Annotated in this window: 13 protein-coding genes; 4 read left to right on the top strand and 9 right to left on the bottom strand. The window is 65.3% G+C overall.

What is annotated here, in order from left to right; genetic code table 11:
• Window positions 1–101 precede the first annotated feature (101 nt).
• Complete coding sequence (locus ACX12F_RS11320; RefSeq protein WP_459369646.1) at window positions 102–791, bottom strand: class I SAM-dependent methyltransferase; 690 nt, start codon at window positions 789–791, stop codon at window positions 102–104.
• Window positions 792–836: 45 nt separating this feature from the next.
• On the opposite strand from ACX12F_RS11320, the gene ACX12F_RS11315 reads away from it, so the two are divergent.
• On the top strand, window positions 837–1,265 hold the full coding sequence (locus ACX12F_RS11315; RefSeq protein ID WP_459369645.1) for a MarR family winged helix-turn-helix transcriptional regulator: 429 nt from the start codon (window positions 837–839) through the stop codon (window positions 1,263–1,265).
• Window positions 1,266–1,269: 4 nt separating this feature from the next.
• Here the strand turns inward: ACX12F_RS11315 and ACX12F_RS11310 are convergent, their stop codons facing one another.
• The 4 genes from ACX12F_RS11310 to ACX12F_RS11295 all read right to left on the bottom strand — a co-directional run bounded on the left by ACX12F_RS11310 (window position 1,270) and on the right by ACX12F_RS11295 (window position 5,123).
• The gene (locus ACX12F_RS11310; RefSeq protein ID WP_459369644.1) at window positions 1,270–1,719 is read right to left on the bottom strand and encodes a DUF350 domain-containing protein; all 450 of its coding nucleotides are present in this window, start codon (window positions 1,717–1,719) and stop codon (window positions 1,270–1,272) included.
• Window positions 1,720–1,738: 19 nt separating this feature from the next.
• Window positions 1,739–2,902 carry a glutathionylspermidine synthase family protein gene (locus ACX12F_RS11305; protein WP_459369643.1) on the bottom strand — a complete coding sequence of 388 codons (1,164 nt, stop codon included), beginning with the start codon at window positions 2,900–2,902 and terminating at the stop codon, window positions 1,739–1,741.
• Entirely contained in the window at window positions 2,902–3,471 is a 570-nt protein-coding gene (locus tag ACX12F_RS11300) for a hypothetical protein (RefSeq protein ID WP_459370314.1), read from the bottom strand. Before ACX12F_RS11300 ends, ACX12F_RS11305 begins: the two co-directional genes overlap by 1 nt.
• A 245-nt stretch (window positions 3,472–3,716) precedes the next feature.
• Window positions 3,717–5,123, bottom strand: a complete 1,407-nt coding sequence (locus ACX12F_RS11295) for an amidase (RefSeq protein WP_459369642.1) — start codon at window positions 5,121–5,123, stop codon at window positions 3,717–3,719.
• Between the two features lie 302 nt (window positions 5,124–5,425).
• Between ACX12F_RS11295 and ACX12F_RS11290 the strand changes: the two genes are divergently transcribed.
• Window positions 5,426–7,159 (top strand): purine-cytosine permease family protein, encoded by a 1,734-nt coding sequence (locus tag ACX12F_RS11290; protein WP_459369641.1) that lies wholly within the window; start codon window positions 5,426–5,428, stop codon window positions 7,157–7,159.
• A gap of 52 nt (window positions 7,160–7,211) precedes the next feature.
• On the opposite strand, the gene ACX12F_RS11285 is transcribed toward ACX12F_RS11290, so the two are convergent.
• Window positions 7,212–8,306 carry a substrate-binding domain-containing protein gene (locus ACX12F_RS11285; RefSeq protein WP_459369640.1) on the bottom strand — a complete coding sequence of 365 codons (1,095 nt, stop codon included), beginning with the start codon at window positions 8,304–8,306 and terminating at the stop codon, window positions 7,212–7,214.
• Window positions 8,307–8,463: 157 nt separating this feature from the next.
• On the opposite strand from ACX12F_RS11285, the gene ACX12F_RS11280 reads away from it, so the two are divergent.
• Window positions 8,464–8,922: a MarR family winged helix-turn-helix transcriptional regulator gene (locus ACX12F_RS11280; protein ID WP_459369639.1), complete on the top strand. Its 459-nt coding sequence runs from the start codon at window positions 8,464–8,466 to the stop codon at window positions 8,920–8,922.
• Between the two features lie 64 nt (window positions 8,923–8,986).
• On the opposite strand, the gene fmdA is transcribed toward ACX12F_RS11280, so the two are convergent.
• Window positions 8,987–10,240 carry a formamidase gene (fmdA, locus tag ACX12F_RS11275; protein ID WP_459369638.1) on the bottom strand — a complete coding sequence of 418 codons (1,254 nt, stop codon included), beginning with the start codon at window positions 10,238–10,240 and terminating at the stop codon, window positions 8,987–8,989.
• A gap of 127 nt (window positions 10,241–10,367) precedes the next feature.
• Between fmdA and ACX12F_RS11270 the strand changes: the two genes are divergently transcribed.
• Window positions 10,368–10,652 (top strand): FmdB family zinc ribbon protein, encoded by a 285-nt coding sequence (locus ACX12F_RS11270; protein WP_459369637.1) that lies wholly within the window; start codon window positions 10,368–10,370, stop codon window positions 10,650–10,652.
• An 89-nt stretch (window positions 10,653–10,741) separates the two neighbouring features.
• Here ACX12F_RS11270 and tsf read toward each other — a convergent pair whose 3' ends face one another.
• The gene (gene tsf / locus ACX12F_RS11265; protein WP_459369636.1) at window positions 10,742–11,557 is read right to left on the bottom strand and encodes a translation elongation factor Ts; all 816 of its coding nucleotides are present in this window, start codon (window positions 11,555–11,557) and stop codon (window positions 10,742–10,744) included.
• 1 nt (window position 11,558) lies between these two features.
• Window positions 11,559–12,392 (bottom strand): 30S ribosomal protein S2, encoded by an 834-nt coding sequence (gene rpsB / locus ACX12F_RS11260; protein WP_459369635.1) that lies wholly within the window; start codon window positions 12,390–12,392, stop codon window positions 11,559–11,561.
• Window positions 12,393–12,424 lie beyond the last annotated feature (32 nt).

Genomic DNA, 12,424 nt, shown 5'->3' with positions numbered 1-12,424 from the left:
AGCTGCCCCGGCGATCGGCAGCGGCTCCATCCTGCCTCATGACGATCGGGCCGGAGGCAAGGAGGGTGGAACCCGATGGACAGACCCGGCTACCCGGCCGGCTACCCCAGGTGCGCCTGCAACAGCCAAGCGCGAACCGACTTGAGGCCGCTCGGCTCGTCCCTGACGTCGACGTCGGCGAAACCGGCACCGGGTGATCCCGACGCGCCGAAACTCTCGGGCATGTTGCCGTGGATGCGGGCCGGTGAGATGTCGTCGATCACCCAGTACTTGCCGACCACCTCACGCAGCTCCTGTTCGGTCACCGGGTTCGCCGGGCCGGCGGGCATACCGCCGCGGTCGAAGACGAGAACGATGTAGGTGGCGCCGGAAGCTGCGGCCCGCACGATCGAGCGCTGGTAGCCGTCGCGCAGCTCGACCGGCATGGAGTGAAAAAGGGTGCTGTCGATGATGGTGCCGAAGCGCCCGTCGTATCCGGTGAAGTCACTGATGTCGGCCACTTCGAAGCTGGCGCTGTGCGCGCCGCGTTTTGCGGCTTCGGCGCGGGCCAGTTCGATGGCGGTCGGCGACTGGTCCAGGCCCACCGTGGTGAAGCCGCGCTCAGCCAGGTAGATCGCGGTGGCGGCTTCGCCACATCCGGCATCGAGCACGTCGCCGTGCACCTTGCCGGCGTCGATGAGCGCGGCGATCTCGGGCTGCGGCACTCCGATGCTCCACGGCGGGCGGGCTCCCATCTCGGGGGCCTCACCGCGGTATGCGGCTTCGAACATTTCATCAGTTGATCCGGTCATACCTCCGGTTTATCAACGGCGTTGATACATGTCAATATAGTTGACATGTTCGACGACGTTGAGGACGCTCCCCTGGGCTATCTGCTGAACCGCATCGCCACCGCGCTGCGCGGCACCATCACAGCCGACGTACTCGAACCACTGGGCCTGACCTTCCCACAGTTCGTGTGCCTGCGCATCGTGGACAACCAGCCCGGCATGTCCAATGCCGAGATGGCCCGCTTCATCGGGGTGTCACCGCAAGCCATGAACATCGTGGTGCGCGCGCTTCAGGAGCGCGACCTCATCACGCGACCGTCGACCGTCGCAGCCGGAAGATCGCGGCCCACCGAACTGACCCGGGCCGGGCGCACCTTGCTGGGCAAGACCGTCGCCGGCATCCGCGCCGCGGACGACGCCCTGTTGGCCGACCTCACCGAGGGTCAGCGCCGCGAGTTCCGCCGTACGCTGATCACCCTCCTGCCACCCGACTAGTGGATCACAGGATCGCCGCGGCGACGATCAAGCCGAACGCCAGGTACGACGCCGCGACATCGAGCACGACCGGCGTGAACTTCTCTTCCGCGAGCATGGCCCCGATGTCGAGCCCCTTGACGAACCCGATGAGGCGCACCGAAAGCGCTTGCGCCGCAATGCCGACCAGGCCGAACACCAAGGTCTTGAGCAGCCCGGCGTTCAGGTCTCCAGACGAACTGTAGATCGCCAACACCACGATGAAGGCCATCGACACCACGCCCGAGGCCGCCACGGCAGCGGCGTTCGGGTGGCCGGTGCGCACCAGTTGGCGCAGCGGTCCAGGTGTGGTCCAGTCGATCACGAAGAAGCCGAGGATCATCAGCGCGACGCCGACGATGGCGTACATCGCGATGGCCGTGGCGCCGTGCCCGACAATCGACCAATAGCCGGTTCCTAGAGCGGTCAGGGTCATGACGTTCGTTTCCTTCCGGTCACTGCGGGATGCGGTGGGGCACAAAGGCTGCGCCATTGTCGGTGACCAGGCCCGAGGTCTCCCGGATACCGAGTCCGGCCGATTCGTCGCCGACGATCCAGGCGCCCAGGGCGGGACGCATGTCGTCGAACTGCGGTAGCGGATCGAGTAACTGGTACACGTATCCTTCTTCGCCGTACACGCCGCCGGTCTGCGTTTCGTATCCGGCGCCGACGATCGTCACGTTCGCCCCCTCGCGGCCGAGCTTCGGCTTGCGGACGTATTCGGTGAGCTCGTGTGGGTCGTCGACATATGCCGGCAGCAGGTTCGGGTGCCCCGGATACATCTCCCACAGCACCGCCAGAATGGCCTTGTTGCTCAGTAACGACTTCCACAGCGGCTCAACCCACATGGTTTCCGGCAGGGATTCGACTGCGTAGCGGCCGAATTCGTCGTCGAGCACCCATTCCCACGGGTAGAGCTTGAACAGCGTCGAGATCGGCGCCTCTTCCAGGTCGACGAAGCGCTTGAGGTCCCGGTCCCAGCCCAGCTGCTCGATGGCCAGGCCCACAGTGTGCAGCCCGGCCTCGGCGGCGCACTCCTGCAGGTAGGCCAGCGTCACGTTGTCCTCACCGCTGGTGTCGGCGGATGACCAGGTGAAGTGGGTTTCGTTGCCGGGCAATCGATCCCGGATTTCCTTCCACCGTTCGACGAGCTTCTCGTGCAGCGAGTTCCACTGATCGTCGTTCGGGAAGACGTCGGTCTTCCAGTACCACTGCAGGATCGACGCCTCCAGCAGCGACGTCGGAGTGTCGGCGTTGTACTCCAGCAGCACCGGCGGCCGGCGGCCGTCGTAACGCAGGTCGAAGCGGCCGTACAGATGCGGATCGCTACGTCGCCAAGACTTTTCGATGTGTGCCCAGCTCCATTCCGGGAGCCCGAAGTCGCGGTAGCGCTCGGTCAGCACCACCTGCTCGACCGCCTCCAGGCACATGGAATGCAGCACCTCGACCGACGCCTCGATCGAGAGCACCTCGTCCATGTCGAATACGTAGTGCACCGACTCGTCCCAGTACGGGCGCATACCGCCGTTCGCGTTGACCGCGGGCGTGTCGAAACACATGCCCTGCTTGGCGATGATCTGCTGCCACCCCGGCCTCGGGGTGCTGTGTTCGCGCCTCATCAGCTGCCCGAACTTCCGTGGCTCGACGAGCCGAAGCCGCCGCGCGAAACCGATGAGCCGCCCTTGGATATCGATGTGCCGGATTTCGTTGTGGCCGTAGTACCTTTCGGCAGGGTCAGGGTGCCGCCATGCGCGATGGTGCCGATACCACTGTTGGAGCCGCCGTAGTAATAGCGGTACGACGATCCGGCGTAGAAGAACGTGCTGCCGCCTGAACTGCGCCCACTGTCGCAGTAGCTGTCCGGAACCACTTCATTGGTGCCGTCCTTGACGCACGAGGCACTCATCTGGTCGTCATCGTGGAAGATCGCGTAGCCGGCCGCGACGACCGCCACCACGCCGACGCCGACGGCCGAACCGATGAGCACCTTCTTGCCGGTGGCCGCGCGCTTGCGGGCCTTCTCGGCTTTCACCCGCTCGATCTCTTCTTCGGCTTCCCGGGCCTTCTGCGCCTTGTCCCGGGCCCGGGCCTCGGCGACGCTCGGCTCGCGCGGTTTGGCTGTGGCGGGGTCCTGCCAGCGAACAGAGCCGTGGGGGGCTTCCGGCTCCGGACTCGGCTGAAATTCCAGCTCGGGATTCAGCTCGGGTTCCGGCGTGAAGCTCGGCTCGGAACCCGGGGCCGGGTCAGGCCCCTTACCGTCAGCCGACGCTCGCCACGGCTGTCCCTGCGCCCCGTTATCGGGCCCGACAGTCATGCACACCCCCAATTGGACGCAACCTGTGAGACAGCATAAGGGTGGCTGCCTCGCAAAGTTGCCGTTGACTCTGCTTCCGCGGCGCAAAAGGGCGAGGGGCCGGCGCGATCAGTGGTGCGTCAACGTGTTGCCAGAGAGGGCCAGCCGATCGCCTGCTCCAGCTCGAAGGCCAGCGCCAGCAGCGTGGCCTCCTGGCCCGCTGCCGCCCCGAACATCATGCCGACCGGCAATCCCGAAGCAGACTGGGCCAGCGGCAGCGAAACGGCCGGTGCTCCACTGGCGTTCTGCAGTGGGGTGAAGCCGACCCAGTCGATCAGCCGCGACATCACCTGGTCGTAGTCGGCCGTCGGGTCCAGATGCCCGATGGGTGGCGTGACCTCACTGAGAGTCGGGGTGAGCACCACGTCGTAGTCCCGGGCCAAGCGCGCCGGGATGCGCCGCGATGCGGCCAGGCGGGCGATGGCGCCCGGCACCCGGTGCAGGTTGCGGGCGGCCTGGCGCTCCAGACCGAGGGTCAGGTTGTCCAGCCGGGTGCGGTCGAAGGTCGGGCCGAACGTGTGTCTTCCGCCGCGAACCAGAGCAAAGGCCAGGAAGGCCCAGTACAGCACGAAGTCGTCCCGAAACCGTTCCGGCGCCGGGTTGCCGATCTCGGTGACGCGGTGGCCGAGCTCTTCCAGCCGGGCGGCGGTCCGCATGGTCAGCTCCCGGACCTCGGGGCTGGCATCGCGGCCGATCGAGCTGGTGCAGACCGCGATGCGCAGCCGGCGCCGTCCCGGTGCGGTGACGTCGCCGATCGGCGGCAGTTTGGGGTTGCGGTAGACACGCTCGGCCTCCCGGTAGAACGCCGCGGTGTCCCGGACGCTGCGGGTGAGAACGCCGTTGGCGACGATCTGCAGCGGCATCCGGGTTTCCCGGTCCAGTGGTAGCCGCCCACGCGTGGGCTTGAGACCGACCAATCCATTGCAGGAAGCCGGGATTCGGATGGACCCGCCGCCATCGTTGGCGTGCGCGATGGGCACCACTCCGGCCGCGACGAACGCGCCCGACCCGGACGACGACGCACCCGCGGTCACCGCGGTGTCCCACGGGTTGCGCACCGGGCCGAGGCGGGGATGTTCAGCCGACGCGCTGAACCCGAACTCGGACATCTGCGTCTTGCCGAGCGCCACCAGGCCCGTCGACAGGTACAGGCGCGCCCACTCCCCGTCGGCGGGCATCGGCCGGGGCGACCAGGCGTCGGTGCCCTGCATCGTCGGCCAACCACCGACTGCGACGTTGTCCTTGATGAACGTCGGCACGCCGTCGAAGAAGCCTCCGAAAGGCCTTGGTGCGAGTGCCTTTTCGATTGCCTGCTCGAAGGCTTCGTACGCCATGCCGTTCAGTTCCGGCTGCGCCTCCTCGGTACGGGCGATAGCCGCCTGCACGACCTCGGCCACCGACACCGCACCGCCGCGGATCGCGTCGGCAACACCGACCGCGTCGAGGTTGCCGAGGGCGTCGTCACCGAATGTGCTGATGCGCGTCATGGCGCCACGGTACCAAGCGGTACCACGGTTGCCCAGGGTCCTCCCGCGGCTTACTTCGAGATTTCACGTTGTGAATCCGGACACCGGCTTATCCGCCATTGCCCCGCGCCGTGTAAACACGTAGTTTCCTGGTCGTAACGTTCCATTTGAACTAGTACCATTTGGAAGTATTCGGTGTTAGCTTTTCCCGACCCGGCTGCTGCAGGTCGGGGACCGGTCCGGTCATCGGCGCCCGCACCAGACCTGATCGCCTGATGCGTTGCATCACTGGCGATTACGACGGATTCGACAGGAAATGCTTCATGACAACCGAGCAATCCCTAGACGAAGTTCAGGGCAACCCGATGGCCGGGGCACGCGGCGGTCCGTGGTCCCGCTTCGTCACCTGGGCCAGCCAGGACACCATCGAGGACTTCTCACTTCGCTACGCGCCCAAGTCTTTTCGCAAATGGTCACCCATGGCGTGCGCCGTGGCCGCCTTGGGCGGTATCGCATATCTCGCGGACTACTCGATCGGCGCCTCGATCGCCGTCACCCACGGCGCGGCCAGCGCCGTCGTCGCGATCCTGGTCGCCGCGGTCACCATCTTCCTCACCGGCATCCCGATCGCCTATTACGCCGCCAAGTACAACATCGACATGGATCTGCTCACGCGCGGAGCGGGTTTCGGATACTTCGGATCGACCCTGACCAGTCTGATCTACGCCAGCTTCTGCTTCATCTTCTTTGCGCTCGAAGGCTCGATCATGGCGCAGGCGATGAAGCTGGCGTTCGGTATCCCACTGGCGCTCGGCTACATCATCGGCTCACTGATCATCATCCCGCTGGTGCTCTATGGCATGACTGCCCTGGCCAAGTTCCAGGTCTGGACGCAGCCGTTGTGGCTGATCCTGTTCGTGGCACCGATCGCCTTCATCGCGACTGCGGATCCCGCCGGCTTCCACGGATTTCTGAGCTGGGCGGGTGACGGCGGTACCGAGCGGGTGACCGCCATCGGAGTGGGCGCCGGGGCCGGCGTCGCGTTGTCGCTCATCGCCCAGATCGGTGAACAGGTCGACTACTTGCGTTTCATGCCCGAGAAGTCGGAAACACCGCCGTTGCGGTGGTGGGGTGCGGTGCTCGCCGCCGGACCGGGGTGGGTCATCCTCGGTGCGGCCAAGCAGATTTGCGGCGCCTTCCTGGCGTTCTACGTCGCGGGAAAGGTCGGTTTCTCGGCGGCCACAGAACCCATCGAGCAGTTCCTGGGCGGCTTCGGTTCCGTCATCCACAACGACGTCGCCGCGCTGGCCCTGGCGACTCTGATGGTGCTGCTGTCGCAGGTGAAGATCAACGTGACAAACGCATACTCGGGATCGTTGTCCTGGTCGAATTTCTTCAGCCGGATCCTGCATGTGCACCCCGGCCGCGTGGTGTACCTCGGTCTGCACATCGCCATCGCGTTGGCACTGATGCTCAGCAACATGTTCGCCGTGCTCAACACGATCCTGGGTTTCTACTCCAATGTCGCGATCGCCTGGGTCGGTGCGATCGTCGCCGACCTGGTGATCAACAAGCCGCTGCTCAAGCTCAGCCCGTCGTACGTCGAGTTCAAGCGCGCCTACCTCTACAACATCAATCCGGTCGGATTCGTCTCGATGCTGGTGGGCTCGGTGTTCTCGATCTTGGCCTTCTACCACGCCTTCGGTGATTTCCTGGCGGCCTGGTCGCCCTATCTCGCGCTGACATTGGCGTTCGTGCTGTCGCCGGTGATCTGCATCGCGACCAAGGGAAAGTACTATCTGGCGCGGCGTAATCCGCTTCGTGAGGAGATCGAGAAGGAGCCGCTGTGGGCCGGACAGACGCTGCTGGACGTCGTCGACCAGAAGCGGTACGAGCTGCCGGATATGGTGCACGACTGTCCTTTTCATCACGGCACTGTGTCCTCACTGACCTGCACGCTGACCAAGGACTGCCATGACATGTGCAAGAAAGACGGATACACCGACTCGATGACCACCGATCTACTGAAAACCGCGGCCACGCCGCAATCGAGCTGACGGAGCGCCATGGCCCCGCCCGGATTCGCCGGACCGGGGCCATGGCCGTCGCTCAGGGTGTCAGCTCGGCGATCACGTTGAATTCGAGTTGGTCGGCACTGGCGAGGTATACGGGTTGACGAGTATGAGCACCATGCATGACGACCTCGCCGCGTGGCCCCTGGTAGGCGACATTGGCGCGCGCCCGGTCGATCGCGGCCACCTCCAGGCTGCCCGCCGTCTGCGCCAATGCCGTGAGCAACAACAGTCCCTCGTAACAGGATTCACCGATGTTGTTGAGCGCAGGGGCCGCACTGCCGAACCGTTGCACGTAGTGCGAGCCGAATCCCATGTTCACCTCAGTGGGCAGGCTCTCGAAATAGCCGCACGCGGTGTACAAGCCGGTGGTCGCCCCACTTCCGCTGGCGGACAGCACATCCTCACCGATCATCAACGACAACCGCACGACACTCTGGTCCAGACCGGCCCGGGCAAAGGCCCGGTTGAATGCGGCGTTGTCCGCACCCACCATCAACACCAGCACGCCGTCGACGTCCGAGCTACCGATGACATCGAGCATGGGCCCGAAATCCCGTCCGCCCAGCGGAACAAATGCCTCACCGACGAACTCGACTCCGGATCGCCACATGTACTCCTTGGTCACCCGGGCGGTCTGCCGCGGCCAGATGTAGTCGTTGCCGACGATGCACCAACGCTTGAGCCCGAGGTTCTCACGCAGCCACGACAGCGCCGGAAAGAGTTGTTGCTGAGGCGTTTCCCCCACCATATACACGCCGTCGGTGCTCTCTCCGCCTTCATAGAACGTGGTGTACACGTAGGGCACCCGGCCGGCCGTCTGCGGGGTGATGACGCGGCGCGCGTTCGACAGGTGCCACCCGACCACCGCGTCGATCCGCTGCTCGGACACCAGGCGGCCCAGCTGGTCCGCCAGATCGCGCAACGGCGCCCCGGCGTCGACCGCATGAATCCGAACCGGCCGGTCCAGGATGCCACCGGCTGCGTTGATGTCCTCGGCAGCCAGTTCGGCGCTGGCCTCGCACGAAGGTCCGAACATGCCGGCCGGGCCGCTCAACGGCACCACGAGGGCGATGTCGACCACATCCCGGTCGGCGCGCGCGGGGACCGGCGCAGGATTCGGATCCACCATCACCTCACTTTGGGAGACCGGCCCGGCTCCGCCACACCAATCACGACGTCTACGACGTCCGTTGCCCGGGTGACGAGAATTCATTTTGAACATACCTGCCGATCACCGCTGTTTCACGGCAAGATGAAACTCCCGTCGCGGTAGGCTTGGCGCCACCATGGACATGAAGCCCGGCGCCCGTGCCGACACCATCGAGGAGCTCGCTCGATTGGTGAAGTTGGTCGCCTTCGAACTCGACCACGTCGTGGCCGACCATCTGGCCGGTTTGACGGTGCGCCAATGGCATGTGCTCGCCGCGCTCGAAGGCGGCGTCGGAAAGCCCATGACGGCGCTGGCCGAGGTGACCTTGTTGCCCGGTCCGAGCCTGACCCGGCTCGTCGACGGAATGGTCGACGACAACCTCGTACTGCGCAAGGCGGATGTGGTCGATCGCCGACGGGTGCTCGTCTACCAGACCCGGCGCGGCGGTGCGCTGTACCGCCAGATCCGTGAGCGCCTGGGCAAGTCCGAACAGCTGGCCGCTCTGTGCATGTCGACGTCCCTGCAGCCGGAAGCACTGACCGAATTGCTGAGCACGCTGCAGCGGCCGGGCTCCCCGGCGGATCTCCGCGGCTGACCGCAACACCCGCCAAACAGCCAGCCCCCCAACCAAATCGAGGGACTGGCTGCCGGCTACGGGATCAGAAACTGGCGTGTGGCGCGCCCATTCCCGGATCGATCTGGTACGGCCCCGACGCGGACGGCGCCACCGGGAAATCGAAGATCGCCGTGGGGATATACACCGTCGCACACGAATTCGGGATGTCCACCACTCCGGAGAGCCGCCCCTCGATCGGTGCGGACCCGAGCAGCAGATAGGCCTGCTCCGGGCTGTACCCGAATTTCGTGAGGTAGTCGATGGCGTGCAGACATGCGCGCTGGTAGGCCAGATCCGAGTCGAGGTACTTCTGTTCGCCATCGAGTGTCACCGAGGTGCCGGAGAACGCCAGCCATTCCGAGTACTGCGGGTCCGTGTTACCCGGCATGAAGATCGCGTTCTCATGCACACCGTAGGTGTCCATGCCGCCCTTGATCAGATCCACGTGCAGGTCCAGGAAGCCGCCCATCTCGATCGCCCCGCAGAACGTGATCTCCCCGTCACCCTGCGAGAAGTGCAGATCACCGAACGACAAATTCGCACCGGGAACGAACACCGGATAAAACACCCGGCTGCCCTTGGTGAGGTTTTTGATGTCCTGGTTTCCGCCGTTCTCGCGGGGTGGTGCGGTCCGGGCGGCCTCGGCCGCTGCCTTGACGAAGGCGTCACCGCTCAACGAACCGAGGATCGCGTCCTGCGGTTCAGGTGGCAACGCCAACGGCGGCACGCGGTCAGGATCGGTGGCGATCAAGGCGCCCTCGCGCGCATTCCACTTGGCCAGCAGCGCCGCTGACGGCGCGGTGCCCATCAGGCCGGGATGCACAATGCCCGTGTATTTCACCCTTGGCACGTGCCGTGAGGTGGCCTGTTGGCCGGAGAAATCCCATATCGCCTTGTATGCGTCGGGGAACTGATCAGTGAGGAACCCGCCGCCGTTCTGTTTGGCGAAGATGCCGGTGTATCCCCAACCTTGGCCCGCCAGCGGCCCCGAATCTTCCTGCGGGATCGGGCCGACGTCGAGGATGTCGACGATCAGCAGGTCACCCGGTTCGGCGCCCTCGATCGCGAACGGCCCAGACAGGCAGTGCACGCCCTTGAGCGGGGCATTGAGAATGTCCTCCGCCGAGTCGTCGTTGTGGATGGCGCCGTCGAACCACTCCCGGCAGTGTGCCCGGAAGCTGTCCCCCGGCTTGACGGTGACGGCCGGCGGGATATCCGGGTGCCATCGGTTGTGGCCGACCAGTTGTTGGTCGGTGAACTTCTTCGTCGAATCCAAGGGGAACAGCAATTCGGGCACATTGACCTCCGTAGCGACACAAAACACTTGCTTCCGAATGGAAGTATTCAATAGTGAAGGTGTCTCGGCTGCGGATCGGGCAAGTTACATCCGGATGACGTTGCCGGAGAGGGCTTATGGTGTCGTTGTGCCTACCTACGTATTCCGGTGTGGACGGGGTTGCCCGGATTTCACCGAACAGCATTCGATGGCGACCGCGCCCGACGACACACCCTGCCCGAGCTGCAGCGGCACGGCCAAACGCAGAATCGGGGCACCTGCCCTAGGTGCCGGCAACACGCCGGGCATGCGGGTACAGGACGCCACCCGCGCCACGGCAGACAGCCCGGACGTCGTCCGCAGCCTGCCCGCGAGCCGCCGCCGCGCGCAGGTGACCGCAAATCCGTTGCACCGCAGGCTCCCCCGGCCCTAGCCGGAGAAAGCAAAACCCCGCGCACTCCGGGATCGCCGGGATTGTGCGCGGGGTTTTGTCGATGGGCGCCGGGTACGGCGCCCAAGTTCTTACTGCTGGCCGACCTCGAACCGCACGAAGCGGGTCACGGTGACGCCGGCCTCGTCCAGCAGGGCCTTGACGGTCTTCTTGTTGTCGGACACCGACGGCTGGTCGAGCAGCACGACGTCCTTGTAGAAGCCGGTGACGCGGCCTTCGACGATCTTCGGCAGTGCGGCCTCGGGCTTGCCCTCTTCCTTGGCGGTCTCCTCGGCGATGCGACGCTCGTTGGCGACCAGGTCGGCGGGCACGTCCTCACGGGTGAGGTACTTGGCCTTCAGCGCGGCGATCTGCAGCGCAACCGCGTGAGCGGCCTCTTCCGAAGCACCGTTGTACTCGACCAGCACACCCACGGCCGGCGGCAGGTCCGCGGCACGCTTGTGCAGGTAGGTCTCGACGGTGCCGTCGAAGTAAGCGACCCGGCGCAGTTCGAGCTTCTCGCCGATCTTCGCGGACAGGTCCGCGACCAGCTGCTCGACGGTGGTGCCGTCGACCGTAGCGGCCTTGAGGGCCTCCACGTCGTTGGCCTTGGCCGCGACAGCAGCGGTGAGGATCTGGTCCGCGAGAGCCTGGAATTCGGCGTTCTTGGCGACGAAGTCGGTCTCGGAGTTCAGCTCGATGAGGGCGCCGCCCTTGGCGGCGACCAGGCCCTCGGCGGTGGCGCGCTCAGCGCGCTTGCCGACATCCTTGGCACCCTTGATGCGCAGCACCTCGACGGCCTTGTCGAAGTCACCCTCGGTCTCAACCAGTGCGTTCTTGCAGTCGAGCATGCCGGAGCCGGTGAGCTCCCGCAGTCGCTTTACGTCAGCAGCGGTGTAGTTAGCCATCTCAGCTTTCTGTAGTGGTGGTTTCGGTGGCGGCCGCCGGAGAATCCGCCGGAGACGTCACAGTCTCGGTTCCTGCCGTCGCGCCGGCGAGCAGTTCCTGCTCCCACTCGGCGAGCGGCTCGGCGCCTTCGGTCTCGGTCTTGGCGCCCGAGCGGGCCTGCAGACCCTCGGCGACCGCGGAAGCGATGACCTTGGTCAGCAGTGCGGCGCTGCGGATCGCGTCGTCGTTACCCGGGATCGGGTAGTTGACCTGGTCGGGGTCGCAGTTGGTGTCCAGGATCGCGATGACCGGGATGCCCAGCTTGATGGCCTCGGAAACGGCCAGGTGCTCCTTGTTGGTGTCGACGACCCAGATGGCCGACGGAACCTTCTGCATGTCCCGGATACCGCCGAGGCTGCGCTCCAGCTTGTTCTTCTCACGCGTCAGCATGAGGATTTCCTTCTTGGTGCGACCCTCGAAGCCACCGGTCTGCTCCATCGACTCGAGTTCCTTCAGGCGCTGCAGGCGCTTGTGGACGGTCGAGAAGTTGGTGAGCATGCCGCCCAGCCAGCGCTGGTTCACATAGGGCATGCCGACGCGGGTGGCCTCGTCAGCGATGGACTCCTGGGCCTGCTTCTTGGTACCGACGAAGAGGACGGTGCCGCCGTGGGCAACGGTCTCCTTGACGAATTCGTACGCCTTGTCGATGTAGGTCAGCGTCTGCTGCAGGTCGATGATGTAGATGCCGTTGCGGTCGGTGAAAATGAACCGCTTCATCTTGGGGTTCCAGCGACGGGTCTGGTGCCCGAAGTGCGCGCCGCTATCCAGCAGCTGCCGCATGGTCACTACGGCCATGGTTGTGCCTCACTTGTTTTTCGGTTGTCGTC

The organism is Mycolicibacterium sp. HS_4_1, from assembly GCF_054515875.1.
The sequence above is the reverse complement of the archived record's forward strand: the minus strand, read 5'-3'. Positions and strand labels throughout refer to the sequence as shown.

Coding starts and splice junctions, on each gene's coding strand:
- ACX12F_RS11320 (WP_459369646.1), bottom strand. CDS start 791: ATGACCGGATCAACTGATGAAATGTTCGAAGCCGCATACCGCGGTGAG.
- ACX12F_RS11315 (WP_459369645.1), top strand. CDS start 837: ATGTTCGACGACGTTGAGGACGCTCCCCTGGGCTATCTGCTGAACCGC.
- ACX12F_RS11310 (WP_459369644.1), bottom strand. CDS start 1,719: ATGACCCTGACCGCTCTAGGAACCGGCTATTGGTCGATTGTCGGGCAC.
- ACX12F_RS11305 (WP_459369643.1), bottom strand. CDS start 2,902: ATGAGGCGCGAACACAGCACCCCGAGGCCGGGGTGGCAGCAGATCATC.
- ACX12F_RS11295 (WP_459369642.1), bottom strand. CDS start 5,123: ATGACGCGCATCAGCACATTCGGTGACGACGCCCTCGGCAACCTCGAC.
- ACX12F_RS11290 (WP_459369641.1), top strand. CDS start 5,426: ATGACAACCGAGCAATCCCTAGACGAAGTTCAGGGCAACCCGATGGCC.
- ACX12F_RS11285 (WP_459369640.1), bottom strand. CDS start 8,306: ATGGTGGATCCGAATCCTGCGCCGGTCCCCGCGCGCGCCGACCGGGAT.
- ACX12F_RS11280 (WP_459369639.1), top strand. CDS start 8,464: ATGGACATGAAGCCCGGCGCCCGTGCCGACACCATCGAGGAGCTCGCT.
- tsf (WP_459369636.1), bottom strand. CDS start 11,557: ATGGCTAACTACACCGCTGCTGACGTAAAGCGACTGCGGGAGCTCACC.
- rpsB (WP_459369635.1), bottom strand. CDS start 12,392: ATGGCCGTAGTGACCATGCGGCAGCTGCTGGATAGCGGCGCGCACTTC.